At 71.7% G+C, this 24,142-nt stretch carries 28 protein-coding genes and 1 riboswitch; of the genes, 9 read left to right on the top strand and 19 right to left on the bottom strand.

Annotation, left to right across the window (positions count from 1 at the left end; all coding sequences use genetic code 11):
* Positions 1–54: 54 nt before the first annotated feature.
* Genes E9998_RS05275 through E9998_RS05265 form a run of 3 tightly spaced genes read right to left on the bottom strand, consistent with a single transcriptional unit; the run spans position 55 to position 3,011 of the window.
* A complete protein-coding gene (locus tag E9998_RS05275; protein WP_136528657.1) occupies positions 55–1,005 on the bottom strand; it encodes a VWA domain-containing protein in 951 nt (316 codons plus the stop codon).
* A 33-nt stretch (positions 1,006–1,038) separates the two neighbouring features.
* Positions 1,039–1,935, bottom strand: a complete 897-nt coding sequence (locus tag E9998_RS05270; RefSeq protein WP_240037508.1) for a DUF58 domain-containing protein — start codon at positions 1,933–1,935, stop codon at positions 1,039–1,041.
* A gap of 5 nt (positions 1,936–1,940) precedes the next feature.
* Positions 1,941–3,011 (bottom strand): AAA family ATPase, encoded by a 1,071-nt coding sequence (locus tag E9998_RS05265; RefSeq protein WP_136528656.1) that lies wholly within the window; start codon positions 3,009–3,011, stop codon positions 1,941–1,943.
* Positions 3,012–3,371: 360 nt separating this feature from the next.
* On the opposite strand from E9998_RS05265, the gene E9998_RS05260 reads away from it, so the two are divergent.
* The 4 genes from E9998_RS05260 (at position 3,372) to E9998_RS26670 (ending at position 6,188) form a co-directional block, all read left to right on the top strand.
* On the top strand, positions 3,372–3,935 hold the full coding sequence (locus E9998_RS05260; protein WP_136528655.1) for a dienelactone hydrolase family protein: 564 nt from the start codon (positions 3,372–3,374) through the stop codon (positions 3,933–3,935).
* 63 nt (positions 3,936–3,998) lie between these two features.
* Positions 3,999–4,217, top strand: coding sequence for a hypothetical protein (locus tag E9998_RS05255; RefSeq protein ID WP_136528654.1), 219 nt, complete (start codon positions 3,999–4,001; stop codon positions 4,215–4,217).
* Positions 4,218–4,224: 7 nt separating this feature from the next.
* Positions 4,225–4,731, top strand: coding sequence for a PH domain-containing protein (locus E9998_RS05250; protein WP_136528653.1), 507 nt, complete (start codon positions 4,225–4,227; stop codon positions 4,729–4,731).
* Positions 4,728–6,188, top strand: coding sequence for a PH domain-containing protein (locus E9998_RS26670; protein WP_136528652.1), 1,461 nt, complete (start codon positions 4,728–4,730; stop codon positions 6,186–6,188). The genes E9998_RS05250 and E9998_RS26670 overlap by 4 nt, the downstream gene beginning before the upstream one ends.
* A 58-nt stretch (positions 6,189–6,246) precedes the next feature.
* Here the strand turns inward: E9998_RS26670 and hisG are convergent, their stop codons facing one another.
* The gene (hisG, locus tag E9998_RS05240; protein ID WP_136528651.1) at positions 6,247–7,095 is read right to left on the bottom strand and encodes an ATP phosphoribosyltransferase; all 849 of its coding nucleotides are present in this window, start codon (positions 7,093–7,095) and stop codon (positions 6,247–6,249) included.
* A gap of 14 nt (positions 7,096–7,109) precedes the next feature.
* Positions 7,110–7,373, bottom strand: a complete 264-nt coding sequence (locus E9998_RS05235; RefSeq protein WP_136528650.1) for a phosphoribosyl-ATP diphosphatase — start codon at positions 7,371–7,373, stop codon at positions 7,110–7,112.
* A 228-nt stretch (positions 7,374–7,601) separates the two neighbouring features.
* Here E9998_RS05235 and E9998_RS05230 point away from each other — a divergent pair, with 228 nt between their 5' ends.
* Positions 7,602–8,306, top strand: coding sequence for a GH12 family glycosyl hydrolase domain-containing protein (locus tag E9998_RS05230; protein ID WP_136528649.1), 705 nt, complete (start codon positions 7,602–7,604; stop codon positions 8,304–8,306).
* Between the two features lie 48 nt (positions 8,307–8,354).
* On the opposite strand, the gene E9998_RS05225 is transcribed toward E9998_RS05230, so the two are convergent.
* Positions 8,355–9,197 carry a TetR/AcrR family transcriptional regulator gene (locus E9998_RS05225; RefSeq protein ID WP_136528648.1) on the bottom strand — a complete coding sequence of 281 codons (843 nt, stop codon included), beginning with the start codon at positions 9,195–9,197 and terminating at the stop codon, positions 8,355–8,357.
* 111 nt (positions 9,198–9,308) lie between these two features.
* On the opposite strand from E9998_RS05225, the gene E9998_RS05220 reads away from it, so the two are divergent.
* Positions 9,309–10,217, top strand: coding sequence for an NmrA family NAD(P)-binding protein (locus E9998_RS05220; RefSeq protein ID WP_136528647.1), 909 nt, complete (start codon positions 9,309–9,311; stop codon positions 10,215–10,217).
* Positions 10,218–10,258: 41 nt separating this feature from the next.
* On the opposite strand, the gene E9998_RS05215 is transcribed toward E9998_RS05220, so the two are convergent.
* Entirely contained in the window at positions 10,259–11,110 is an 852-nt protein-coding gene (locus E9998_RS05215) for a formate/nitrite transporter family protein (protein ID WP_136528646.1), read from the bottom strand.
* 283 nt (positions 11,111–11,393) lie between these two features.
* Between E9998_RS05215 and cynS the strand changes: the two genes are divergently transcribed.
* A complete protein-coding gene (gene cynS / locus E9998_RS05210) occupies positions 11,394–11,843 on the top strand; it encodes a cyanase (RefSeq protein ID WP_136528645.1) in 450 nt (149 codons plus the stop codon).
* 9 nt (positions 11,844–11,852) lie between these two features.
* Here cynS and E9998_RS05205 read toward each other — a convergent pair whose 3' ends face one another.
* Together E9998_RS05205 and E9998_RS05200 are read right to left on the bottom strand one after the other, a co-directional pair.
* On the bottom strand, positions 11,853–12,140 hold the full coding sequence (locus E9998_RS05205) for a DUF1905 domain-containing protein (protein ID WP_136528644.1): 288 nt from the start codon (positions 12,138–12,140) through the stop codon (positions 11,853–11,855).
* Between the two features lie 64 nt (positions 12,141–12,204).
* Entirely contained in the window at positions 12,205–12,648 is a 444-nt protein-coding gene (locus E9998_RS05200; RefSeq protein ID WP_136528643.1) for an SgcJ/EcaC family oxidoreductase, read from the bottom strand.
* A 91-nt stretch (positions 12,649–12,739) separates the two neighbouring features.
* Here E9998_RS05200 and E9998_RS05195 point away from each other — a divergent pair, with 91 nt between their 5' ends.
* Together E9998_RS05195 and E9998_RS05190 are read left to right on the top strand one after the other, a co-directional pair.
* The gene (locus E9998_RS05195; protein ID WP_240037507.1) at positions 12,740–13,195 is read left to right on the top strand and encodes a MarR family winged helix-turn-helix transcriptional regulator; all 456 of its coding nucleotides are present in this window, start codon (positions 12,740–12,742) and stop codon (positions 13,193–13,195) included.
* Positions 13,196–13,258: 63 nt separating this feature from the next.
* Positions 13,259–14,695 (top strand): glycosyltransferase family 39 protein, encoded by a 1,437-nt coding sequence (locus E9998_RS05190; protein WP_136528642.1) that lies wholly within the window; start codon positions 13,259–13,261, stop codon positions 14,693–14,695.
* Here the strand turns inward: E9998_RS05190 and E9998_RS05185 are convergent.
* The 10 genes from E9998_RS05185 to def form a co-directional block, all read right to left on the bottom strand.
* Positions 14,686–15,318, bottom strand: a complete 633-nt coding sequence (locus E9998_RS05185) for a ribonuclease FAU-1 family protein (protein ID WP_136528641.1) — start codon at positions 15,316–15,318, stop codon at positions 14,686–14,688. The genes E9998_RS05190 and E9998_RS05185 overlap by 10 nt on opposite strands.
* 70 nt (positions 15,319–15,388) lie before the next feature.
* Entirely contained in the window at positions 15,389–15,859 is a 471-nt protein-coding gene (gene ribH, locus E9998_RS05180; RefSeq protein WP_136528640.1) for a 6,7-dimethyl-8-ribityllumazine synthase, read from the bottom strand.
* Between the two features lies 1 nt (position 15,860).
* The gene (locus E9998_RS05175; protein ID WP_136528639.1) at positions 15,861–17,108 is read right to left on the bottom strand and encodes a bifunctional 3,4-dihydroxy-2-butanone-4-phosphate synthase/GTP cyclohydrolase II; all 1,248 of its coding nucleotides are present in this window, start codon (positions 17,106–17,108) and stop codon (positions 15,861–15,863) included.
* A complete protein-coding gene (locus E9998_RS05170) occupies positions 17,105–17,695 on the bottom strand; it encodes a riboflavin synthase (protein ID WP_136528638.1) in 591 nt (196 codons plus the stop codon). Before E9998_RS05170 ends, E9998_RS05175 begins: the two co-directional genes overlap by 4 nt.
* A gap of 89 nt (positions 17,696–17,784) precedes the next feature.
* Positions 17,785–17,926, bottom strand: a riboswitch (FMN riboswitch).
* Between the two features lie 70 nt (positions 17,927–17,996).
* Positions 17,997–18,983: a GGDEF domain-containing response regulator gene (locus tag E9998_RS05165; protein ID WP_136528637.1), complete on the bottom strand. Its 987-nt coding sequence runs from the start codon at positions 18,981–18,983 to the stop codon at positions 17,997–17,999.
* Positions 18,984–18,990: 7 nt separating this feature from the next.
* Positions 18,991–19,686, bottom strand: coding sequence for a ribulose-phosphate 3-epimerase (gene rpe, locus E9998_RS05160; protein WP_136528636.1), 696 nt, complete (start codon positions 19,684–19,686; stop codon positions 18,991–18,993).
* Between the two features lie 64 nt (positions 19,687–19,750).
* On the bottom strand, positions 19,751–21,106 hold the full coding sequence (locus tag E9998_RS05155; RefSeq protein ID WP_136528635.1) for a glycoside hydrolase family 6 protein: 1,356 nt from the start codon (positions 21,104–21,106) through the stop codon (positions 19,751–19,753).
* Between the two features lie 144 nt (positions 21,107–21,250).
* Positions 21,251–22,621, bottom strand: a complete 1,371-nt coding sequence (locus tag E9998_RS05150) for an RsmB/NOP family class I SAM-dependent RNA methyltransferase (protein ID WP_136528634.1) — start codon at positions 22,619–22,621, stop codon at positions 21,251–21,253.
* Positions 22,618–23,541, bottom strand: a complete 924-nt coding sequence (gene fmt, locus E9998_RS05145; RefSeq protein ID WP_136528633.1) for a methionyl-tRNA formyltransferase — start codon at positions 23,539–23,541, stop codon at positions 22,618–22,620. Before fmt ends, E9998_RS05150 begins: the two co-directional genes overlap by 4 nt.
* Positions 23,538–24,089 (bottom strand): peptide deformylase, encoded by a 552-nt coding sequence (def, locus tag E9998_RS05140; protein ID WP_136528632.1) that lies wholly within the window; start codon positions 24,087–24,089, stop codon positions 23,538–23,540. The genes fmt and def overlap by 4 nt, the downstream gene beginning before the upstream one ends.
* Positions 24,090–24,142 lie beyond the last annotated feature (53 nt).

The following is a 24,142-nucleotide window of genomic DNA, read 5'->3' as shown; positions in this document are numbered from 1 at the left end:
CCCCTTGGAGGGCGAAGGGGCCTTCACTGACCGTGTGGTTCTCGCCTCAGGCGATCAGGTGAGGCGGGAGGTCCAGGCGAGGCTGAGCCCGGCCGCGGCGAACAGGAGGACCAGCGCGGTCCCTATGAACCACTGCGAGACGTCCTCGGCGATGGTGCGGTAGCCGAGCGAGGAGCCCATGTCCTCGTAGACGGCGCGGAGCTCCTCGACGCTGGCGGCCTCGTAGTACTCGCCGCCGGTGTGCTCGGCGAGTCCGGCGAGCGCGTCGCGGTCGACGGGAACGGAGACGAGTTCGCCGTCGAGTTCGATGACGCCCTCGTCGGTGCCGAAGGCGACGGTGGAGACGGGGATCTCGGCGGCGTCGGCGGCTTCGGCGGCCTCGTCCACGGTGCGACCGGCAGTGCGGTAGCCGTCGGAGAGCAGGAGGATGCGGGCGGGGGCGAGCCCACCGGTCGCGTCGGGCATGACCTGCTGGACGGCTTGGAGCGAGGCGAAGACGGCGTCGCCGGTTGCGGTGGCCTCGGCGAGGGTGAGGCCGTTGATCGCGGAGGTGACCTCGGCCCGGTTCTTGGTGGGGGGCACGACGACCGAGGCGTAGCCGGCGAATGAGACGAGGCCGACGTTGTACTGCTGGGGCAGTTCGGCGACGAAGTCGGCGGCGGCGGCCTTGGCGGCGTCCATGCGGTTGGGCTGCACGTCCTCGGCCATCATCGACAGCGACACGTCGATGGCGAGGATGACGGTGGCGCGTTCCTGGGGCTCCTCGACGTCGACCGCGGGGCGGGCCATGCCGCCGGCGAGAACGGCCAGCGCGACGACGAGGATGCCGGCCGGGAGGTGGCGGCGCCAGCCGGGCAGGCGCGGGACGAGTTTGGCGAGGAGGGAGGCGTTGGCGAACCTGACGGCGATCCGCTTGCGGGCGAACTGGGCCCAGACGTAGACCCCGGCGAGGGCGGCGACGGGGATGAGCGCCAGGAGCCACATCGGGTCGAGCAGGCGGATCAAGGGTTCTCCTCGGTGGTCGGTGGGTCGCGGTCGTCAGCGGTAGGCGGCGAGGTGGCGGCGTTCGGCCACGAAGGTGGCGATGTCGCGCAGCCAGTCCGAGCCGGTGGAGAGGCGCAGGTGGGTGGCGCCGCCGGTTCGGATGCCGGCGGCGATGCGTGCGCGCTGCTCGGCGGCGGCCTCGGCGTAGCGGGCGCGGAAGCGGGCGTTGCCGGTCTGGACTTCGACGGTGGCGCCGGTCTCGGGGTCCATGAGGTCGAGGACGCCGACGTCGGGGAGGGCGAGTTCGGCGGGGTCGAGGACTTCGACGCACAGGACCTGCTGGCGGACGGCGAGTCGGCGCAGTTCGCGGGGCCAGTCGCTCGGGTTGTCCTCGTCTTCGAGGAAGTCGGAGATGACGATGGCGAGGCCGCGTCGCCTGGCGTGGCGGCGGGTCGTGTCGATGAGGTCGGCGAGGTCGCTCGTCCCTTCGCCCCGCGGCAACGACGTGACGGTGCGCAGGAGGGAGCGGGCGCCGCCGCGGCCGGGGCGGGGCGGGATGGCCTTCGCGGGGCCGCCTTCGGTGACGACGGCGCCGATGCGGTTGCCGCCGCGTCCGGCGAGGTAGGCGAAGGCGGCGACGGCGCCTTCGGCGAGGTCGCGTTTGAGCATGCCGACGGTGCCGAAGTCCAGGCTGGGCGAGAGGTCGACGGCGAGCCAGGTCTCCAGTTCGCGGTCGGCGACGGTGGTGCGCACGTGGGGGACGGTGGTCCGGGCGGTCACGGGCCAGTCCATGCGGCGCACGTCGTCGCCGGCGCGGTATTCGCGGGCCTCGCCGGGTTCGGAGCCCGCGCCGGGGAGCAGGCCGAGGTAGTCGCCGTGGAGGAGTCCGTCGAGGCGGCGCGTGACGAGCAGCTGGAGGCGGTCGAGGGCGCGCAGGTCGGCGACGTTCACGCGCGCTACCAGGCGCCCGGCTGCTGGGGGCTGACGGTGCGCGGCGCCGAGTCCTGGCGGGGGCTGACGGTGGGGGCGGGAACGGCGGCGAGGAGCTGGGTGACGAGGTGGTCGGCGCTGATGCCGTCGGCCATCGCGTCGTAGGAGAGGACGAGGCGGTGGCGCAGGACGTCGGGCGCGATGTCGTCGAGGTCCTGTGGGAGGGCGTAGTCCCTGCCGCGCAGGAGCGCGATGGCGCGGGTGGCGCGGATGAGGCCGAGGGAGGCGCGGGGGCTGGCGCCGTACTGGATGTGTCGGCTGATGGCGCCGAGTCCGGCGGCGGCGGGGTTGCGGGTCGCCATGACGATGCGCACGGCGTAGTCGACGAGGGCGTTGTGGATGAACACGCCGTCGGCGGCCTGCTGGAGGCGCAGGAGGTCGTCGGTGTCGAGGACCCGGTCGGGGACGGGCGAGTCGACGCCCATGCGGAAGACGATCTCGCGCTCTTCGGCGTCGGTGGGGTAGCCGACGTTGACCTTGAACAGGAAGCGGTCCCTCTGGGCCTCGGGCAGGGGGTAGACGCCCTCCTGCTCGATGGGGTTCTGGGTGGCCATGACGAGGAAGGGCTTGGGGAGGCGGTGGGTCTGGCCGCCGATGGAGATGCGGCCCTCGGCCATGACCTCCAGCATCGCGGACTGGACCTTGGCGGGGGCGCGGTTGATCTCGTCGGCGAGCACGAAGTTGGTGTAGACGGGGCCGAGTTCGACGTCGAATGCCTCTGAGGACTGCCGGTAGATGCGGGTGCCGACGATGTCGGCGGGCACGAGGTCGGGGGTGAACTGGATGCGGTTGAACTCGGCGCCGACGACCTTCGCCATGGTCTCGACCGCGAGGGTCTTGGCGACGCCGGGCACGCCTTCGATGAGGCAGTGGCCGCGGGCGAGGAGGGCGGCGAACATCCGCTCGACGAGGGCGTCCTGGCCGACGATGACCTTCTTGATCTCGAAGAGCGCCTTCTCCAGGAGGGCGGCGTTCTCCGCGGGGGTGGGCACGCCGGCCCGGCGGTCCTGCGAACTGTCGGCCCCGGGTGATCCCATGTCGCTCCTTCGTGCGATTCGGTCTGTTGCCGTCGATACTAATTCGCCCGTTCCCGACCCGCAGGGGGCCGCGCGGACCGGTGGGGCGCGCCCGCACCGCCTTTTGTCGGGAACCCGACAATGATCGCCGAACCCCTTGCGGCACAGCAGGTCTACACTGCCGCATCAGTTTTGCGGCCCGCGCACGGGGGGTCTTTTGTCCTGAGCGTGACACGCCGCGCGGATTCAATCCGTTGCTGCGAAATGTCGGAGCGCTATGCTTTCTGCAACCCGCACGACTTCCCCCGTGGTCGTGCGGGTCTTCCGTACCTCCAGTCGGCAGGACCACCACTGGGGCCCTCCGGAACTAGAATTTCCCTCATGCCACGTCGCCGCCAGGCCCTGCTGCTCCCCGGACGCAACTACAGCGTCCAGGGGCCGCTGCTGATGTTCGCGCATGTGGCCCTGCAATCGCGTGGCGCCCATACGTATCCGGTGGTCTGGAAGGACGTGGACCGGCTCGCGGCCGACGAGCAGACCATGATCGAGGGCGTGTGCGAGCAGACCGAGGCGGTGCTCGACCGGGTCCACAACGACGACCCGCCGCTCCTGGTCGGCAAGTCCCTCGGCACCGCCGCCTCGGTGCTCGCGGCCCACCACGGGCTCCCGGCGATCTGGTTCACGCCCTTCCTCCAGCACTACCCGGTCGTGCAGGCGCTGCGGCGCGCCACCGCGCCGTTCCTCCTCATCGGCGGCTCAGCCGACCCCGCCTGGAACCGGACGCTCGCCGACGACCTGCCCGGCCAGGTCTTCGAGGTCCGCGGCGCCGACCACGGCATGTTCATCCGCGGGATGCCGCTCATCGACTCCGCGCACGCCCTCGCCGACGTGATCGAGGCCGTGGAGCACTTCATCGACACCGCCGTCTGGCCCCGCACCGGGTGACCGCGCACCACTTCCGGCACTCGCGCCCCGCGCCGCCCCGGGCCGCGGAGCGACAATCGCGGGGTGAACCGCGAACCCGACGCACCCGTCTGCTCCTCCCGCGGCTGCCGCGAGCGGGCGGCCTGGATGCTGCTGTGGCGCAACCCGCGCCTGCACACCGCCGACCGCGTCAAGCGCTGGGCCGCCTGCGAGGAGCACCTGGAGACCCTGCGCGGCTTCCTCACCGCGCGCGGGTTCCCATGCGAGACCGAGGCACTGCCGCCGCCCGAACCGATGGGATGATCGAGGCATGAGCGTGAAGGCGATCCCGGTGTGGGACCTGTGGCCCGGCGACGTCGAATGGCAGCCCATGTCGCCGAAGCTGCGGACGGTGTGGGTGCTGCGGAGCCTGGTCAACCTCCTCATACTCGCCGTCCTCGCGGCCGTGCCACTGGCGATATGGCTGGGCTGGGAGGGGCTCCTGTGGGCCCTGGGCGGGTACGTCCTGGTCGCGGGCCTGCGGGCGCTCGCGGTCGCGCGCACCGTCGCCACCTGGGGCTACGCCGAACGCCAGGAGGACCTCCTGGTGCGGCACGGGCTCCTGACGCGACGGCTGAGCATCGTCCCCTACGGGCGCATCCAGCTCATCGACCTCTCGGCCGGGCCCATCGAGCGGATGTTCGGCCTCACCACCGTCCAGGTCCGCACTGCCGCGCTCGGCTCGACCACCGAGGTGCCGGGCCTCGACCCGGCCGTGGCCGCGGCGCTGCGCGACCGCCTCGCCGTCCGCGCCGCCGAGGTCCGGGAGGGCCTGTGACGGCCGAGGTCCCCGAGGAGGCCGCTCCCCCGCTGGCCGACCTGCCGTACGGGCCCGAGCCGGCCGGGCCGAGCGCGCCGCCCGCAGGGGTGCAGCGCCAGCGCCTGCACCCGCTCACGCCGCTGCTGGAGAGCTTCCGGTTCTTCGCCGCCGCCGCGGCGGCGGTCGGCATCCAGGTGTTCACCTCCAGGAACTTCCTGTTCGCGGTGTACATCGCGGTGGCGGCGGCCGTGGCCGGGGGCATCGCGAGCCTCATCGCGCTCCAATACCGCGGCTTCGTCATCTGGGGTCGCGAGCTGCACATCTACAGCGGGGTCTTCACCCGCAGCCATCGCACGGTGCCGCTGGACCGGCTCCAGTCGGTGGACCTGTCGCGGCCGATCCGGGCGCGGCTGTTCGGGTTGGCGCAGTTGAACATCGAGGTCGCCGGCGGCGACGGCACGGACGCGCGCCTGGCGTATCTGAAGGTGGACCGGGCGCTGGCGCTGCGCGCGGAGCTGCTGGCGATCGCGGGACGCCCGGCGGCCGTGCCGGAGACCGTGGAGGCGACCGACGAGGCCGAGGAGGCACCGGAGCCGGATCGGGACGCGGGCCTGCTGGTCCCGCAGACCACGGTCAAGCGCCTGGCGCTGGCCTCGCTCCTGGAGGCGCTGCCGGTGCAGGTCGCGGCGCTGCTGGTGTTCGGGACGGCGTTCTCGGTGCTGGGGGCGATCTTCGGGTACGACAGGGTCGCCACGACGCTGTGGGTGACGTTCTTCGCGCCCGCGCTGCTGGGCTACGTGCAGAGCACGGTGGCGGTCGTGAACCGCTTCCTGCGCAACGGGCGCTTCAGGATCGCGCGCGACGGGGAGAACCTGCTCATCCAGCGGGGCCTGACGGACACGAGCCACGAGACGGTGCCGGTGGACCGCGTGACGGGCGTGAGCTTCGTGGAGCCGGTGCTGTGGCGCTCGCGGCGGTGGCGCCGCGTGGAGGTGTGGACGGCGGCGGTGGCGCAGCAGAGCTCGATGTCGGTCAAGTCGACCACGGCGCTGCCGGTCGGCGGCCCCGAGGAGGTCGCGGTCGTGGCGGGCGCGGCGGTCCCGGACCTGCCGAGCGACGCCGTGCTGCGGCAGGGCGCGGTCGAACGGCCGCCGCGGCGGGCGCGGTGGCGGATGCCGCTGCGCTGGAAGCGGACCGGTGCGGCGCTCACCGAGCGGGCGTTCGTGGTGCGCCACGGCCTGTGGGTGAACGTCCATGTGGCCGTGCCGTACGCGCGCATCCAGTCGGTGCGGGTGACGCAGGGCCGCGTGCAGCGGATGCAGGGCCTGGCGACGGTGCGGGCGATGGCCGCGGGCGGCCTGGGGCACGACGCGGTCGCGGTCCACCGCGACGTGCGCGAGGCGGTGGCGATGGCCGCGGAGCTGCGGGAGCGGGCGGACGCCGCCGCGGCGCTGGAGCGGCCGCGGCTGTCCTGAACCGCTGCGCCAGAAGAGCGGCGAGCGGACCGGGCCGGGCCCGGTCCGCCGCGCGGGTTCAGAGTCGGCAGGCGTCGATGTTCGAGGCGAGGATGCCGCGGGCGCCGATCTCGTAGAGGGCGTCCATGACGCGGTGGAGGTCGGCGCGCTCGGTCATCGACTGCACCGCGACCCACCCTTCCCGATGCAGCGGCGAGACCGTCGGCGACTCGATGCCGGGGGTCAGCTCGACCGCGGCTTCGAGGAGTTCGGCGCGCACGTCGTAGGCGAGCATGACGTAGGAGCGGGCGACGAGCACGCCGCGCAGGCGGCGCAGGAGCTGGTCGACCGCGGCGGGCGCGCCGTTGCCGGTCTTGCGGACCAGGACGGCCTCGGAGTGCATGATCGGCTCGCCGAAGACGGCGAGGCCGGCCTGCTTGAGGGTCGTGCCGGTCTCCACGACGTCGGCGATGGCGTCGGCGACGCCGAGGGCGATGGCGTTCTCGACCGCGCCGGCGAGTTCGACGATGGCCGCGGCCTTGGCGCCGTGCAGTTCGAGGTCGCGTTCGACCACGCCCGGGTAGGAGGTCGCGATCCGCTTGCCGTCGAGGCCTGCGGCCGAGTCGACGGTGCCGGGCCGGGCGGCGTAGCGGAAGGTCGAGCGGCCGAAGCCGAGCGAGAGGACCTCTTCGACCTCGGCGCCGGAGTTGACGGCGAGGTCGCGGCCGGTGATGCCGAGGTCGAGGTCGCCGGAGGCGACGTAGGTGGCGATGTCGCCGGGGCGCAGGTAGAAGAACTCGACGCCGTTGTCGGCGTCGACGGACTGGAGGTCGCGGCTGGAGCGGCGCTGGCGGTAGCCGGCCTCGGTGAGCATGTCGGTGGCGCCCTGTGAGAGCGCGCCCTTGTTGGGCACGGCGATGCGGAGCATGCGGATGGGCCTTTCTAGAGGTACCGGTAGACGTCTTCGACGCTGATGCCGCGGGCGACCATCATCACCTGGAGGTGGTAGAGGAGCTGGGAGATCTCCTCGGCCGCGGCCTCGTCCGACTCGTACTCGGCGGCCATCCAGACCTCGGCCGCCTCTTCGACGATCTTCTTGCCGATGGCATGGACCCCGGCGTCGAGGGCGGCGACGGTGCCGGAGCCCTCAGGTCGGGTCTGTGCTTTCTCGGCGAGTTCGGCGTAGAGCTGCTCGAAGGTCTTCACGACCGGGAATTCTACGTGGCGGACGAGACGGCAGCGACGCCGATGCGCCCCGGCTACCGCAGTGCGGGACGGCCGAGACGGGGATCACGCGGGAGCGGGCACGGTGCGTGACGGGCCTGGACATTAATTTGGTCGTGTGATCTAATTAATGCATCGACATTCTTCAACATATTTCAAGACTGAATGCCGGTGACTGAAACCGCATCTCACGAGAAAGGCGCAGACCGCATGCGACGCAGATCGCTCCTCACCGCCGCGCTGGCCGCCCCCGTGGCCACCGCAGGCGCCGTCGGCGCACTCCAATCCCCCGCCCAGGCGGCCGTCTGGTCCTCCTCCGACCAGTGGGGCAACTGGACCACCGGGCCGTACACGCTCTACAACAACATCTGGGGCTCGGGCGCGGGCGCCCAGTCGATCTGGGCGAACTCCGCCTCGAACTGGGGCGTGTGGGCGAACCACCCGAACACCGGCGGCATCAAGTCCTACCCGAACGTCTCGTACACGCTGGGGCGCAACGTCTCCAGCATGGGCAACGTCTCCAGCTCGCACAACATCACCGTGCCGACAGGTTCGGGCCTGGCCTACAACAGCGCCTACGACGTGTGGGGCAACGGCCACGCCCACGAGATTATGATCTGGACCCAGTGGTACGGCGCGGTCGGCCCGCTCGGGAGCTTCCAGACCAACGTCAACCTCGGCGGCCGGAACTGGGGTTACTACCAGGGGCACAACGGGTCCAACCCGGTGTACAACTTCCTGGCCCACACCCACACCACGAACTCGACGGTGAACATCACGGCCCACTGCCAGTGGCTGGTGAACACCGGGCGGATGCCGAACGTGCGCATCGACCAGATCCAGTTCGGCTGGGAGATCACCTCCTCCTCGGGCGGCCGCGACTTCCGGGTCAACAGCTATTCACTGACGACCTAGGGGACGCTCCCTTCACAGGCCGCGGGGGCCGCGGCGCACTCCGCCGGTTCAGCGGGATCCGACTTTGCCGGGTCGGGGACCGCTTCCGGCGGGGGGCGCCGCGGTTTTTCGCTGTTCGCGGAAGGCCTTCTGGCGGCACGCCGAGGAGCAGTACTTCGCGGGGCGCCCGGTCGCCGAGACCGGGACGGCGGCACCGCAGACCGGACACTTCCGTTTCGTTTCGTTACGAATCTCGGCGCCGACGGGAATTTCGTTACGGGTCGCTGAGTTTCGTTTCATCTCCATGCCGTCCGCATCCGTGCCGTCTGCAACAGTGCCGTCGACGTCGGTGCGCAGGCCTTCGAGCAGGACCTCCATGAGCCGCCAGGCCCGCTCGGGCGAGGCGAGGGTCTGGGCCATCGCCACGAAGCCGAGCATCATCGCCCGCGCGTCGTCCACGTCCAGGTCGGGGCGGACGGCGCCGACGCGCTGGGCGTCCAGCAGCAGCGAGGCCAGCGGCGAGTCGACCACGCAGCGGCCCTCGGTCGGCAGGGGCCGGCGCCACTCCCCCCGCGAGGCCAGCGCCTCGCAGATGCCGCGGTTGGCGAAGGCCTGCTCGGAGACGTGGCGCAGGAACGCGAAGAAGGCCTCGCCGGGGCCGCGCTCCTCGCGCAGGGCCAGGCCGCGGGCGGTGAGCTGCTCGGTGCGCAGGTCCAGGACCGTCGCCATGAGCGCCTCCTTCGTGGGGAAGTGCCGGTAGACGGTCCCGGCGCCCACGCCCGCGGCGGTCGCGATCTCCCCCAGTGCGACGGCGGTGCCGCGCTCGGCGAAGAGCCGGTCGGCGGTCTCCAGGACCTTCCTGCGGTTGCGCTGGGCGTCGACGCGCTCGGCCCTCGGCGCGGTGGCGTTCACGGGCGTGCCCCCTTCGGACCCGGCTTTAAACGGGTGTAATGTTCCGCTTCAGTAAGCGGGTCGTCGGCTCCGATACTATCCGGCGGCCCTCGTGACGGAAAGGGACTCCTCATGACAGGCGAGAAGATCATCCTCGTGACCGGGGCGACCGGGCGCCAGGGCGGCGCGGTCGCCGCGCGGCTGCTGGCGGACGGGTGGGCGGTGCGGGCGCTCACGCGGGACGCCTCGGGCGCGAAGGCGCGGGCGCTGGCGGCGGCCGGCGCGGAGGTCGTCGTCGGCGACCTGGACGACCGCGCGTCCCTCGACCGGGCCGTTGCCGGGGCCTGGGGCGTCTTCAGCGTCCACGCCGGGGCGTACGAGGGCGGGCCCTACGGCCACGACACCGACCACGAGGAGCGCAGCGCCGCGAAGCTCGGGGCCGCGGCGAAGGCGGCCGGGGTCGTCCACGTCGTGCACTCCTCGGCGGTCGGGATCGGGACGCCGCTGGAGTCGGTGCTGGACATGCTGCGGTACAAGGCCGCGGCCGAGGCGGCGTGGCGGGCGACCGGGCTGGGGCTCACCCTGCTGCGGCCCACGGCGTTCATGGAGAACAACTTCGACTCCCCGCGCGAGCTCCAGGGCGGCGCGCACGTCTCGGCGCTGTGGGCGGACACGTACGAGCCGCTCATCGCCGCCGACGACATCGCGGCGTTCGCCGCCATCGCCTTCGCCGACCCCGCGGCCCACGCGGGCCAGGCGTACGAGCTGGCCGGGGACGACCTGACGCAGGTGGAGAAGGCCGCGCTCATCGGACGGGTCGCGGGCCGGGAGGTGCCGTACGTGGGCATCCCGATCGAGCAGATCCGCGAGGCGAGCCCCTCGACGGCGCAGACGATGCTGGCGATCAACGAGCACCGGTTCGCGGTGGACATCCCGGCGCTGCGCCGCGTCCATCCCGGGCTGCTGACCTTCGAGGAGTGGATGACGGGCGTCGGCAAGCCGCTGGTGGACGCGTACTTCGCGCGGCTCGACGCGGTCTGAACGTGCGGGGCCGCGGGTCGGCGACCCGCGGCCCCGCAGAGCTAGCGGGCCCCGGCCTTCGCGGGGGCCTTCTCGGGCAGGACCACGGCGGGGCGGCTCGGGCCGGTGCGCGCGTGGGTCGCGTAGAGGGTGAGCCCCACGAAGGTGAGGCCGCCGACGAGGTTGCCGATCACCGTGGGGATCTCGTTCCACACGAGGTAGTCCATGAGCGAGAACTCGCCACCGAGCATGAGGCCCGAGGGGAACAGGAACATGTTCACCACGGAGTGCTCGAAGCCCATGTAGAAGAACACCAGGATCGGCATCCACATGGCGATGACCTTGCCGGAGACGGAGGTCGACATCATGGCGGCGACGACGCCGGTGGAGACCATCCAGTTGCACAGGACGCCGCGGATGAAGAGGGTGAGCATCCCGGCGGCGCCGTGGTCGGCGTAGCCGACGGTGCGGCTCTCGCCGATCGTGCCGAGCGCCTTGCCGATCTCGTTGGGCTCCACCGAGAACCCGAAGGTGACGATGACTGCCATCATGAGCGCCACGGTCAGCGCCCCGGCGAGGTTGCCGACGAAGACCAGGCCCCAGTTGCGCAGGACGAGGTTGAGGCGCACGCCGGGGCGCCGGTCGATCCACGCGAGCGGGACGAGGGTGAACACGCCGGTCAGCAGGTCGAAGCCGAGCAGGTACAGGAGGCAGAACCCGACCGGGAAGAGCAGTGCGCCGAGCAGGGGCTGGCCCGTGTTCACCGTGACCGTGACCGCGAAGGCCGCGGAGAGCGAGAGGATCGCCCCGGCCATGAAGGCGCGGATCACGGTGTCTCGCAGCGACATGAAGACCTTGGCTTCACCGGCGTCGATCATCTTGGCGGTGAACTCGGAGGGTTTCACATAGGACATCGGCGGCTCCATCGTCGTGGGCTGGCCTGAGGACGCCGTTCGGCCGCCGTCGGCGTTTCCGGGTCCTCGGCCGGTCGAGGGGAGTCTGCCCGAGCGCCGTTTCCGGGCGGTAACGTGCGGAGCGCCCGTTCGTCACGCCCGCCGCACAACGCCGGTCCCGCCCCGTTACCGGTCGGCGTTTCACGGCGCCGTTAAGAGTTCGTTTCCATCACCGGCGCGCCCTGGCCGCGGGCGGCGGGCGCCGCTACGTTGGCGGGACCCGAACCGTCGAAGGAGTCCCGAAGTGACCCCCATCTTGAGCAAGTCCGCCGCCGCAGAGCTCGTGGTCGCCGCCCGCATCCGCAAGGGCCTGACGTGGACGGCGATCGCCGAGGCGATCGACGCGCCGCCGGTGTGGACGACCGCGGCGCTGCTGGGCCAGCACCCGCTGTCGCCCGAGCAGGCCGCGGCGGTCTGCTCGCTGCTGGACCTGGACGGTTCGGTCGAGGAGAGCCTGCGGCTCCAGCCCTCGCGCGGCATCGACCCGGCGCTCCTGTCGGACCCGACGATCTACCGGTTCAACGAGGCGCTGGCGGTGTACGGGCCCGCGCTCAAGGAGCTCATCCACGAGGAGTTCGGCGACGGCATCATGAGCGCCATCAACTTCAAGGTCGACATCGCCCGCAGGGCGGACCCGGACGGCGACCGGGTCGTGGTGACCTTCGACGGGAAGTTCCTGGACTACCGCTGGTGAGGCCCTGGCTCAGGTGAGGCGTTCGGCGAGGTGGACGGTCACCTCGTCGCCCGCCGCGCCCTTGCCGATGGCCTTGCACAGTGCGGCGCGCACCGGCAGCCAGTGCGGCCCCTTGCCGGAGGGCATGAGGGTCGCGGCGAACTCGTGCCCGTCGAGCGTGCCGGTCACCTTCACCGCCTTGCGGGTGCCGAGCAGCTCGGCCGAGCCGGGCACGGTGAGGTAGGTCGGGAAGGACCCGTCCTTCTCGATGAGGGCGGTGAAGGTGTAGTCGATCGCCTGCGGCGCGGTCTCGCTCATGTCGTCTCCTCCGGTGGTGTCACCGGTGGAGACGATCCGCGGCCCGCGGATTCATCGCGGGCCCTCACACCGGGGCGGTCTCGGGCGCGAACGCGAAGGAGATCCGCTCCATGATCGTCTTACGTTTCGTGTTCTGGAAGGCGGCGATGCGCCAATCGCCGCCGTCCTCGCGCACGAGGGTGTAGGTCTGGACCTTGGTGAGCTTCGCGGGGCGGCGCCCGCCCTTGCCGACCTCGCCGCGGCTGGTGACGACGGCGGTGTCGGCGCCGAGGAACTTGATGCCGATGATGTCGTCGACCAGGACGCTGCCCTTGAGGAACCTGTCGAACAGGACCTGGTGGGCGCGGCCGATCTCTTCGCGGCCCCGGTAGACGGTGCCGATCCAGGTGACGTAGGTGGCGTCGGCGGTGAAGGCCTCGGCGTAGGCCGCGCCGTCGCCGGCCTCCCAGGCGTCGACGGCGGCCGCGATGCGGGCCCGGACGAGGTCGGCGGGTGCGGAGGTGTCCATGTTGAGGTCCCTTCTGGTAGCTTGACGCAACAACTGCGTCAAAACATTATCTGCATGAGTGCAGATATTAGCTTAAGGAAGAGGAACGGCCGTGTCAAGTCCCGACTTCGCGAAACTCGGCGCCGTCTACCCGCGCTACCTCAACGCCGTGGTCCTCCACGGCCTCGCCACCGCCCAGGCGGTCGGCATGGGCCCCACCGACCTCTACGCCGTCGGCACCCTCGTCTTCCACGGCCGCATGACCTCCGGCGAACTCGCCGCCAAGACCGGGCTCACCACCGGCGCCACCACCAGGCTCATCGACCGCCTCGAAGCACGCGGCCTCGTCCGCCGCGTCCCCGACCCCGCCGACCGCCGCCGCGTCCTGGTCGAAGCGGTCGAAGCGCAGGGGGTCGACCTCGACGACGCCCTCGCCCCCGCCCGCGAGAAGCTCGCCAGGGTCTTCGCCGACTGCACCGCCGACGAGATCGCCACCCTCACCGAGCACTTCGAGCGGGCCGCGCCCGCCTTCCACGAGGCGATCGAGGCGATCCGCGACGCCCGGTGAGCTTGCGCCGCAACGACCGCTGCGGGATGCTCTAGAGCGACAGCCCGAACCGAAAGGCCCCTCATGCGACCCCTCCACCGGCTGCACCCGACCCTGGCGAGCCTCGCGCTCGCCGCGGTCCTCGCCGCCACCAACGCCCGCTACGACTACCACCGCGACGAGCTCTACTTCCGGATGCTCGACCCCGCCTGGGGCTACGCCGACCAGCCGCCGCTGACCCCGCTCCTCGCCCACGCCGCCACCGCGCTCCTCGGCGACTCGCTGTGGGCCCTGCGCCTCCCGTCCCTCCTGTGCATGGTCGGCGTCCTGTGGATCGCCGCGCTCATCACCCGCGAACTCGGCGGCGGCAAGGGCGCGCAGGCGCTGTGCGCCTGGGGCCTCGCCTTCGCCGGAGTCGCGCTCGCCTTCGGGCACACCCTCGCCACGGCCACGGTGGACCTCGTGGTGTGGACCCTGGTGCTGCTCTTCGCGATCCGAGCCCTGCTGCGCGACCCGAAGTGGTGGCTCGCGGTGGGCGCCGCCACCGGCGTCGGTCTCTACAACAAGCACCTCGTCGTGCTGCTGCTCCTCGCGCTCGCGGTCGGGCTGCTCGTGGTCGGGCCACGCAAGGCCCTCGGATCGAAGTGGCTGTGGGCCGGAGTCGCGATCGCACTCGCCGTCGGCTCGCCGAACCTGGTGTACCAGGCCGTGAACGGATGGCCGCAATTGGAGATGGCCTCGGCCATCAACGAGACCGACGGCACCGAGAACCGCATCCTGCTGGTGCCCTTCCAGTTCCTGCTCATCGGGCTCTTCCTCGTGCCCGTCTGGATCGCCGGGCTGTGGGCGCTGCTGCGCAAGCCCGAATGGCGGCCCCTGCGGGCCCTCGCGGTGGCCTACCCTGTGCTGCTGGGGGTCGTGCTCGCCACAGGCGGCCAGTTCTACTACTCGATGGGCCTGGTCATCGCGTTCTACGCGGCCGGGTGCGTCCCGGTCGCCGCCTGGGCGCGGAGCCGGGGCCGCCGCGGCGTCCTGCTCGGCGCGGTCGCGCTCAACACCGCGGTCTCCGCGGTGGTGGCGCTGCCGCTCATCCCCGTCGCGGAAGTGGGCGACACGCCGATTCCGGACATGAACAGCACCGTCCCCGACCAGGTCGGATGGCAGGTCTACGTCGAACAAGTCCGGGACGCCGCCGCCGGGCTCCCCGACGACGCGGTGATCATCACCGCGAACTACGGCGAGGCCGGGGCAATCGACCGCTACGGCGCGGACCTACCGCCGGTCTACAGCGGCCACAACGCCCTCCACGAGTACGGCCCTCCCCCGGCGGACGCCGGGACGGTCCTGACCGTGGGCCTGCCGCTCGACCGGCTCGCCGCGCACTTCACCTCCTGCGAGGCGGTCGCCGTCCTGGACAACGGGGTCGTCGACAACGAGGAGCAAGGCGAGACGGTCGCGGTCTGCACCGGTCCGGTCCTGCCGTGGGACGAGCTGTGGGAGGAATTCCAGCACTACTCCTGAAGCGGCCGGTCCCAGCCCGGCGGCAGCGCCGTCGGGCCCCACGCCGGGTCCGGCGCGAAGTCGGTCAGCGAGCCGTCGAAGGGGTGGTCCCTCGCCTCGATCAGCGCGATGGCTCGTTCGCCCTCCGCGCGGATCGCATCGGCCTCCCCGGCCGTCCAGTACTCGGGGCGGCCGGTGCGTTCGGCGAACTCGTCCTCGTCCTTCCAGTTCCACGCGCCGTCCGGGGTCGCCCACACGTCGAGGGCGAGATCGGTCGTGTCGAGCCCGCCCGACCAGCGGCGGCTCGGCGTCTCCAGGTTCACGTACCAGCCGAAGAAGCCGTCGGCGCCGAAGAACCAGCCGACGGTGTGCGCGGCGCCCGGCGGCGTCAGCCACAGCACGTTCGTGCCCGTCCACGCGGACGGCGAGAGCATCGTCGGCGTCGCAGCGAGGTCGTTCGCGCTGAACTTGCGGACCCGCTCCCCCGCCAGGGTCGTGCGCCACATGACCTCGGAACCCTCCGCGGTCCATGTCAAGACGCCGCGCTCGTCGTCGGACACGACGCGCACGCTCACCACGGCGGCGATGCGGCCGTCGCGGCCGACGTCGCGGCGGAGGATGGTCTGTCCGGGCTGAAAGCTCATGGCTCCCAGCGTAAGGGGAGGACGCGGCGACGCCGCCGCCCGCTACTGCGGGCGGCGGCGTCATGCGGTGCTAGTCGAGGGAGCGGATCGCCAGGGCCGCCCCGAGGGCGGCCACGACCGCCTCGTAGCCCTTGTCCTCGGTGGAGTCGGGGAAGCCGGCTCGGGCGAGCGCCTGCTCCTGGTTCTCGACGGTGAGGACGCCGTGGGCCACCGGGGTCGACTCGTCGAGCGCGATCCGGGTGAGCCCCTCGGTGACGGACTTGCACACGTAGTCGAAGTGCGCGGTGCCGCCGCGGACGACGGTGCCGAGCGCGACCACCGCGTCGTAGCGGCGGGCCAGCGCCTGGGCGGCGACGGGCAGTTCGACCGCCCCGGCCACGTGCAGGACCTTGACGTCGGCGACCTTGGCGTCGGCGGCGGCGTCGAGCGCGCGCTTGAGCAGCTGGCCGACGACGCCGGCGTTCCAGTCGGTGGCGACGATGCCGAGCGTGAGCCTGGCGGCGTCGGGGACGTGGACCTCGGGTGCTCCGTGTCCTGCCATGTCAGGCGGCCTCTCTCGCGACGGGCGCGAGCCGGGGCAGGTCACCGAGGAGGTGGCCCATCCGGTCGCGCTTGGTGGTCAGGTAGGCGATGTTGTCGGGCGTGGCGTAGGTCGGCAGCCCCACGCGGTCGATGACCTCGAGGCCGTGGCCTTCGATCCCGGCGCGCTTGTCGGGGTTGTTGGTGAGCAGGCGCATCGACTTGATGCCGAGGTCGGCGAGGATCTGCGCGCCCACGGCCCAGTCGCGGGCGTCGGCGGGCAGGCCCAGTTCGAGGTTGGCGTCCACGGTGTCGCGGCCCTGGTCCTGGAGCTGGTAGGCCTGGAGCTTGTGGACGAGGCCGATGCCGCGGCCCTCGTGGCCGCGCATGTAGAGCACCACGCCGCGGCCCTCGGCCTCGACGGCGCGGAGAGCGGCCTGGAGCTGGGGGCCGCAGTCGCAGCGCAGGGAGCCGAAGGCGTCGCCGGTGAGGCACTCGGAGTGGACGCGGACGAGGACGTCGCGGCCGTCGCCGATGTCGCCCTTGACGAGGGCGACGTGCTCGTTGCCGTCGAAGGCGGCGCGGTAGCCCACGGCGGTGAAGTGCCCGGCCTCCAGCGGCAGGCGGGCCTCGGCGAGGCGCTTGACGTGGACCTCGTTGCGCTGGCGCCATTCGACGAGCTGGGCGACGGTGATGAGCGCGAGGCCGTGCTCGTCGGCGAACTCGCGGAGTTCGGGCAGGCGCATCATGGTGCCGTCGTCGTTCATCATCTCGGAGAGGACTCCGACGGGGCGTTTGCCCGCGAGGCGGGCGAGGTCCACGGCGGCCTCGGTGTGGCCGGTGCGGACGAGGACGCCGCCTTCCTGGGCGCGCAGGGGGACGACGTGGCCGGGTCGGCTGAGGTCACCTGCGGCGGTCGTCGGGTTCGCGAGCACGTTGATGGTGTGGGCGCGGTCGGCCGCGGAGATGCCGGTGGCGATGCCGCGGCGGGCGTCGACCGTGACGGTGTAGGCAGTGCCGCGGGGGTCCTGGTTCTCGGCGGCCTGCGGGGGCAGCTGGAGGTGGTCGGCCCGGTCGGCGAGCATCGGAACGCACAGGTATCCGCCGGTGTGGCGGATGGTGAACGCGACGAGTTCGGGAGTGGCGTCCTCGGCGGCGAAGATGATGTCGCCCTCGTTCTCGCGTCCCTCGTCGTCGGCCACGATCACGGCCCTCCCGGCCTTGATCGCGGCGATGGCCTCGTCGACGGTGTCCAAACGGATGTCGTTCATCGGATGCTCCCGGCTGATTGGAGGAGTTTTTCGACGTGCTTGGCGACGACGTCGGTCTCGATGTGGACCGGGTCGCCGATCTGCTTGCGGCCCAGTGTGGTCGCTTCGAGCGTGGTGGGGATGAGGCCGACGGTGAACTCGTCGCCGTCGATCGCGGCCACGGTCAGGGAGGTGCCGTCGACGGTGATGGAACCCTTCTCGACCACGTACTTCGCGAGGCCGGGCGGGAGTCGGAAGGTGACTTCCTCCCATTCGGCCGCGGGGGTGCGCTTGACGATCTCGGCGACGCCGTCGACGTGGCCCTGCACGAGGTGCCCGCCGAGGCGGGTGGTGAGGGTGGCGGCGCGTTCGAGGTTGACCGGGTCGCCCGCGTCGAGCCTGCCGATGGCGGTGCGGCGGTAGGTCTCCTCCATCACGTCGGCGGTGAAGACGTCGCCTTCGACGGCCACGACGGTGAGACAGACGCCGTTGACGCTGATCGAGTCGCCCAGACGGGCGTCGGAGGTGACGAGGGGGCCGCGGACGGCCAGGAACGCTTCACTGGCCTTGACGACTTCGCCGAGCTCTTCCACGATTCCGGTGAACACCTGTGGAACTCCCTACCTGCTGCGTTGGTGCTGAGGCACGCAGGCGGGGCAGGAGCATGGCTCGCAGGGGCCACCAGTGGCCTCCCGCGTTGCGTCTGCTCCCATCCGGACTTTGACCGTCGGTCCTGGGTTCTCACCAGGTCAACCGTCCGCTGGTTGCGGACGGGTCGCGGACTCGCGGCTTTCGCCGCTCACCGCCGGCTCGGAATTGCACCGACCCCGCTGACGCGCGTTTGCTACAAGGAATTGTGCCACGCCGGTATTCCGGCCGGGTTCGTACTGTGACGCACCCTACTCAGTGTCACCGGTCGTTCGTCCAGAAGACCGGCCGCCTGCCCGTTTTGCCGGGTGCGCGGCCCTCGGGGAAGGCGACGTAGTTCCCGGAGTGGGATTTGGCGACGCTCTTGAGGGTGGTGGCCTCGGCGACGGCCTCGTAGGCGTCGCCGAAGCGGCGCATCGTGGAGAGGGCGACGCCGGTGGAGAGGGTTGGCAGGCGCGAGCGGGTCATGCGCCGGTTGCGGTCGGCGTGCTCGATGTAGCCGCGCTCGACGTCGCGGGGGTCGCACAGTTGGCGCACGCGCCTGGCGAAGTGGTCGTTGAGGAAGCCGGTGACGGCCTCGGCGTGGTCGGGCAGGCACAGGATCGTGAAGTCGTCGCCGCCGACGTGGCCGAGGAAGACCGGGGCGGCCCCGGCGTCGCCCGCGGCGGCGTAGACGGATTCGGCGAGGGCCCTGATGAACTCGTCCCCGCGCACGAAGCCGTAGACGTCGTTGACGGCCTTGAACTGGTCGATGTCGATGTAGCACAAGGCGAACGGGTCGCCGCGCTTGATCCAGGACTGGAGTTCGCGGAGGATGCGGTCGTTGCCGGGCATCCCGGTGAGCGGTGAGGACTCGCGGACCTCGCGGTGGCGGCGGATGGCCGAGTCGATGCGCGCGGAGACCTCGGCGGGGTCGAAGGGCTTGGCGATGTAGTCGTCGGCGCCCGCCTTGAGCCCGGCGATCTTGTCGGCCGAGGAGGCCTTGGCGCACAGCAGGATGATCGGCAGGCTCGCGGTGGCCGGGTCGGCGCGCAGCTGGCGGGTGAGCGCGAGGCCGTCGATGAACGGCAGGTCGGCTTCGAGGAGGACGATGCCGGGGCGGCGCAGCGCGATCCCGGCGAGGGCCTGGTAGCCGTCGCGGGCGAGGGCGGTGTCGAAGCCGTCGGCCCTCAGGCGGGCGGCGAGGAACTCGGCGATCTCGGGATCGGCGTCGGCGATGAGGACCAGGTCGGGGGTGGAGGCTGGCATGGCGCGCTCATCCGGTTGATCGCGCCGCGTCGGCGCGGGCGCGCAGGCGCCTGGCCGCATCGGCGGGATCGGCGGCGCCGTAGATCGCGGTGCCGGCGACGAACGCGTCGGCCCCGGCCTCGGCGGCGGCGGCGATGGTGTCCTCGGCGATGCCGCCGTCGACCTCGATGCGCAGCTCCAGGTGCCCGGTCCGGGCGTGGGTGCGGGCGGTGCGGACCTTGGCGAGGAGTTCGGGCATGAAGGACTGGCCGCCGAACCCGGCCTTGATGGTCATGACGAGGAGCGTGTCGAAGGCGGGGAGGAGGTCGAGGTAGTCCTCGATCGGGGTGTCGCGGTCGACGGCGAGTCCGGCCTTGGAGCCGGCGGCGCGCAGACGCTTGGCGAGCGTGACGGGGTCGGCGCAGGCCTCGGCGTGGAAGGTGACGTTGTGGGCGCCCAGCTCGGCGTAGCCGACGGCCCACCGCTCGGGGTCCTCGATCATGAGGTGACAGTCGAGCGGGATGTCCGTGGCGGCCTTGAGGGACTTGACGACCGGCGGGCCGAGCGTCAGGTTGGGGACGAAGTGGTTGTCCATGACGTCGACGTGGAGCCAGTCGACGGCCCCTTCGACGGCCGCCGCCGCCTCCGCGAGGCGCGCGAAGTCGGCCGCCAAAAGACTCGGGGCGATGACGGTGTCGGCCTGCGCCGCTTGGAACTGTGCCACACGGACAGTGTAGGTCGCGCAACCGCGACGCAGGCCGGACACCTGGTGTCAGTTGTGGTTCAGATCAGCACGGGACCTCGAGGTCGACGGCCGGACCCTGGGCCACGAAGCCGAACAGCTCCTTGGTCTGGCCCGCCGCGACCGATCCGTTCCAGCCCACGTCGGAGGCGTTCACGGTGGACCCGCTGGTGGAGAGCTGGACGTTCCAGCTGCTCTGGATCGACTGGCCGGAGGGCCAGGTCCACGAAACGTCCCAGCCGTTGACGGCCTGGTCGGTGGTCATGGAGACCTTGCCCTGCCAGCCGGTGCCCCAGCTGCTGACGGACTCGATGTGGACGGTGCAGCCGTCCTCGGAGGGCCCGCCGGTGGTGGGGTCGTCGCTGGTCGGGTCGTCCGAGGTCGGGTCGTCGGTGGTCACCGGGTCGGTCGGCTCGACGTCGCCGGGCCAGTCCGATCCGGCGGCGTTGGCGAGCTGGTAGGCGAGGTCGGGAATGAACTGACCCGCCGAGCCGGCGCAGCCGTCGGCCTCGCCGACGAGCTTGACCCACAGGAAGGCGTCGATGCCGGAGAGGCCGGTGGAGGTGGTCGGGTAGGCGCCGATCGCCCGCCCGGACGGGTCGCACCACTCGCTGCCCTGGGGGCCGTTGCCGTTGCGGCTGGTGTCGATGACGGCGCCCTTGTTCGAGCCCACGATGTTCTGGATCTGGTGGGCGTAGGAGGTGGTCTCCTCGGTGGTGCGGTAGTTCGAGACGTTCAGCGCGAAGCCGTCGGCGTACTGGAGGCCGGCGTCCTGGAGGCGCTGGGCCGCCGTGGAGGGGGCGAGCCAGTCGGAGTTGCCGATGTCGATGTAGACCTTGGCCTGCGAGTCGGCGCCCTTGATGGCCTGGGTGGCGTAGGTCAGCGACTGGTTGATCTGCTGGCGCTGGTTCTGGTCGGCGCAGTCGTGCGGGAGGGTGTCGGGTTCGAGGATGATGTACGCCGGCCCGGAGAGCCCGTCCGCGAAGCGGTCGACCCACTGGCGGTAGGACTGGTGGTCGGGGGCGCCGCCGCCGGAGTGGCCGCCGCAGTCGCGGTTGGGGATGTTGTAGACGACCATGATCGGAGCGGCGCCGTCGGCGGCGGCCGCCGAGACCACGCTCTGCACCTGGGACTGGATGGTGTTCGGGTTGTACTGGGTGAACCAGGTGCCCGCGGGGGTCTCGGCGACGCGGTCGCCGATCATGGCCGCGCGCCAGTCGTTCGGGTTGTCCGCGACCCATTCGGCCGCCTGCGTGTTCGGGTTCGTCCACAGCGCCTGGGCCTGGGCCGAGACGTCCTGCGCGCCCGCGTTGGGACTGAGCAGGACGCCCGTGCCGAGGGCCGTGGCCACGGCGGTGGCCGTTCCCGCGACGATCGCCGCGAGACGTTGACGTCGTTTCATGGTGCACTCCTTGGGGTCTTTTTCATGCCGGAAACCCGGAGGATATTTACTGATGTCTATTTATGGTAGCGCTTCCAATTCAGATGCACGAAAGGGCCCCGACGGATTCGTCCGCCGGGGCCCTTTGACATGCGATGTAACCGATTACCCGGTTTTGCGCAGCAGTGCCAGGAACATCGCGTCGGTGCCGTGGCGGTGCGGCCACAGTTGCGCGTAGTCGCCCCTCCGGGAGTCCGGGACGCGCCCGGTCAGCCACTCCGCGGCCACGACCTCGGCGCCGCCGTCCTTGAGCACCGCCGCGACCACCTCTTCGGTCTCGGCCGCCACCGGCGAACAGGTCACGTACGCCACGATCCCGCCCGGCCGCGCCAGGCGCAGCCCCGAGGCCAGCAGCTCCCGCTGGAGCGGCACGAGCTCGTCGATGTCCTTGCGCTGCTTGCGCCAGCGCGCCTCCGGGCGCCGCCGCAGCGCGCCCAGGCCCGAGCAGGGGGCGTCGACCAGGACGCGGTCGGCCGTGCCCGGCTCGCCGAACTCCCGGCCGTCGCCGGTGTGGACGGTGACCGGCAGTCCCCTGGCGGCCTTGGCGACCAGTTCGGCGCGGTGCGGCTGGATCTCGACCGCGTCGACGCGGGCGTCGCGCTGCGCGGCGAGCGCGCCGAGCAGGCCGGTCTTGCCGCCGGGGCCCGCGCACAGGTCGATCCAGGAGCGGTCGGGCCCGTCGAGGGGCGCCTCGGCGAGCGCGACGGCCACGAGCTGGCTGCCCTCGTCCTGGACGTGGGCGAGGCCGGTGGCGACGGCGCGGAGGCGCCCGGGGTCGCCGCCGGGCAGGTAGATCGCGTACGGGGACCACTGCCCGTGGACGCCGCCGCGCGTCTCGCGCGAGAGGTCGCCCTTGGTGATGCGTCCGGGCTTGGCGCACAGGTGGACCGGGGGCGCGACGTTGTCGGCCGCGAGAGCGGGGGCGAGTTCGTCCGGACCCAACACCGCCTCGAACTCGGCGGCGATCCATTTCGGGTGGGCGTGGCGCAGGGCGAGGTCGGCGAGGCGGTCGCCGGTGGCGAGCTCCTCGCACCAGGTGTCGAGGTCCTTGGCGGCGACCTTGCGGAGCACGGCGTTGGTGAGGCCGGAGACGCGCGGTGAGACGGCGGCCTTGACGAGGCTGACGGTGGTGGCGACGGCGGCGTGCGCGGGGATGCGCATGTACAGCAGCTGGTAGGCGCCCAGGCAGAGGGCGTCGACGAGGTCCTGCTGGAGTTCGCGGACGTCGCGGCCGGAGGCGGCGGCGAGGATCGCTTCGAGGGTGCCGAGGCTGCGGAGGGTGCCGTAGGTCAGTTCGGTGGCGAGGGCGGCGTCGCGGCCGGAGTTGTCGGTCTCGGCGAGCATCCGCGGCAGCACGAGGTTGGCGTAGGCGTTGTCGGCGGTGACGGCGCGGACGGCGTCGAAGGCGACGCGGCGCGGGTTGACCTTGGGCAGGTCGCGTTCCGCCTCGCGGCGGCGGTTCCTCTTGTCGCTCATGCGAACACCGGCTTCTCTGTTTGGAGGCCGCGGCCCCAGGCGGCGGCGTCCATGGGCTTCTTGCCGGCGGGCTGGACCTGGCCGAGGAGGACCGGTTCGGTGGCGGTGCCGACATGGACGGTCTTCTTCGCGAGGGCGATCTCGCCGGGGGCGAGGTCGGGGCCGTCGGGGTCGGCGGTGACGGGGCCCAGTCGCAGGCGCTGGCCGTCGAACTCGGTCCATGCGCCGGGGGCGGGGGTAACGGCGCGGACGCGGCGGTCGACGGCGAAGGCGGGGTCGCCCCAGCGGACGCGGGCGTCTTCGACGGTGATCTTGGGGGCGTAGGAGACGCCGTCTTCGGGTTGGGGTTCACCGACGAGTGCGCCGAGGCCGAGGGCGGTGACGACGTCGAGGGTGAGGCGGGCGCCGGCGTCGGCGAGGCGGTCGAGGAGGGCGCCGGAGGTGTCGGCCGGTCCGACGGGCTCGGTGAGGCGGCCGTACACGGGGCCGGTGTCGAGGCCCGCTTCGAGCTGGAAGACGCAGGCGCCGGTCATCTCGTCGCCGTTGAGGACGGCGTGCTGCACGGGTGCGGCGCCGCGCCATGCGGGCAGGAGCGAGAAGTGGAGGTTGATCCAGCCCAGGCGCGGGATCGCGAGCGCGGCGGGCGGCACGAGCGCGCCGTAGGCGACGACGGGGACGAGATCGGCGTCGAGGTCGCGCAGCCGCTGGAGGAACTCCGGTTCGCGGGGTTTGGCGGGGGTGAGGACTTCGATGCCGTGTTCGTCGGCCCAGGCGGCGACGGGCGAGCGGGAGACCTTGCGGCCGCGGCCGGTCCTGGCGTCGGGTCGGGTCAGGACGGCGACGACCTCGTGGTCGGAGCCGTGGAGGGCCGCAAGGGTCGGCAGCGCGACCTCCGGGGTCCCGGCGAAGACGATTCTCATCGTTTAAAGAACACACCCTTGGTGTCGTGGGGGGTGACTTTCACTTTGACGTCTTCGTTGTACCAGTCCTGGGCCTGGATCTCGGTGAGCGCGGCTTTTCGGCGCTCCGCGTCGAGTCGGTCGATGAAGATGATGCCGTCGAGGTGGTCGGTCTCGTGCTGGAGGCAGCGGGCCATGAGGCCGGTGCCGACGATCTGGAGGGGGTCGCCGTACTCGTTGAAGCCCTTGGCGACGACGTTCTGGCGGCGCACGGTGTCGAAGTACAGGCCGGGAAGGGAGAGGCAGCCTTCGGGGCCGTCCTGCTCCTCTTCGTCGGGGAATTCGAGGACGGGGTTGACGATGTGGCCGACGACGTCGTCCACGTCGAAGGTGAAGACCCGCTTGCCGACGCCCAGCTGCGGTGCGGCGAGCCCGGCGCCGCCCTCGTCGAGCATGGTGTCGAGGAGGTCCTTCACGAGTCCCCGCAGTTCCTTGTCGAACGTGTCGACGTCATCGGCGGCCGTGCGCAGGACCGGGTCGCCGAAGATGCGGATGGGCTGGATCGACAATGTGCTGACCTTCCGAAGCGTGTACTGGCCGTTCTCCAGTGTCCCACCCGCCG

The sequence above is a fragment of the Glycomyces paridis genome (assembly GCF_004912155.1).
Classification (GTDB): domain Bacteria; phylum Actinomycetota; class Actinomycetes; order Mycobacteriales; family Micromonosporaceae; genus Glycomyces; species Glycomyces paridis.
The sequence above is the reverse complement of the archived record's forward strand: the minus strand, read 5'-3'. Positions and strand labels throughout refer to the sequence as shown.

Excerpts from the sequence above, each read along its gene's own strand:
- E9998_RS05265 (WP_136528656.1), bottom strand. The coding sequence starts at position 3,011 with ATGGGATCACCCGGGGCCGACAGTTCGCAGGACCGCCGGGCCGGCGTG.
- E9998_RS05260 (WP_136528655.1), top strand. The coding sequence starts at position 3,372 with ATGCCACGTCGCCGCCAGGCCCTGCTGCTCCCCGGACGCAACTACAGC.
- E9998_RS05150 (WP_136528634.1), bottom strand. The coding sequence starts at position 22,621 with ATGAGCGACAAGAGGAACCGCCGCCGCGAGGCGGAACGCGACCTGCCC.
- E9998_RS05190 (WP_136528642.1), top strand. The coding sequence starts at position 13,259 with ATGCGACCCCTCCACCGGCTGCACCCGACCCTGGCGAGCCTCGCGCTC.
- E9998_RS05165 (WP_136528637.1), bottom strand. The coding sequence starts at position 18,983 with ATGCCAGCCTCCACCCCCGACCTGGTCCTCATCGCCGACGCCGATCCC.
- E9998_RS05215 (WP_136528646.1), bottom strand. The coding sequence starts at position 11,110 with ATGTCCTATGTGAAACCCTCCGAGTTCACCGCCAAGATGATCGACGCC.
- E9998_RS05175 (WP_136528639.1), bottom strand. The coding sequence starts at position 17,108 with ATGAACGACATCCGTTTGGACACCGTCGACGAGGCCATCGCCGCGATC.
- E9998_RS05200 (WP_136528643.1), bottom strand. The coding sequence starts at position 12,648 with ATGGACACCTCCGCACCCGCCGACCTCGTCCGGGCCCGCATCGCGGCC.
- fmt (WP_136528633.1), bottom strand. The coding sequence starts at position 23,541 with ATGAGAATCGTCTTCGCCGGGACCCCGGAGGTCGCGCTGCCGACCCTT.
- hisG (WP_136528651.1), bottom strand. The coding sequence starts at position 7,095 with ATGCTCCGCATCGCCGTGCCCAACAAGGGCGCGCTCTCACAGGGCGCC.
- E9998_RS05230 (WP_136528649.1), top strand. The coding sequence starts at position 7,602 with ATGCGACGCAGATCGCTCCTCACCGCCGCGCTGGCCGCCCCCGTGGCC.
- E9998_RS05205 (WP_136528644.1), bottom strand. The coding sequence starts at position 12,140 with ATGAGCGAGACCGCGCCGCAGGCGATCGACTACACCTTCACCGCCCTC.
- ribH (WP_136528640.1), bottom strand. The coding sequence starts at position 15,859 with ATGGCAGGACACGGAGCACCCGAGGTCCACGTCCCCGACGCCGCCAGG.
- E9998_RS05250 (WP_136528653.1), top strand. The coding sequence starts at position 4,225 with ATGAGCGTGAAGGCGATCCCGGTGTGGGACCTGTGGCCCGGCGACGTC.
- E9998_RS05185 (WP_136528641.1), bottom strand. The coding sequence starts at position 15,318 with ATGAGCTTTCAGCCCGGACAGACCATCCTCCGCCGCGACGTCGGCCGC.
- E9998_RS05155 (WP_136528635.1), bottom strand. The coding sequence starts at position 21,106 with ATGAAACGACGTCAACGTCTCGCGGCGATCGTCGCGGGAACGGCCACC.
- E9998_RS05220 (WP_136528647.1), top strand. The coding sequence starts at position 9,309 with ATGACAGGCGAGAAGATCATCCTCGTGACCGGGGCGACCGGGCGCCAG.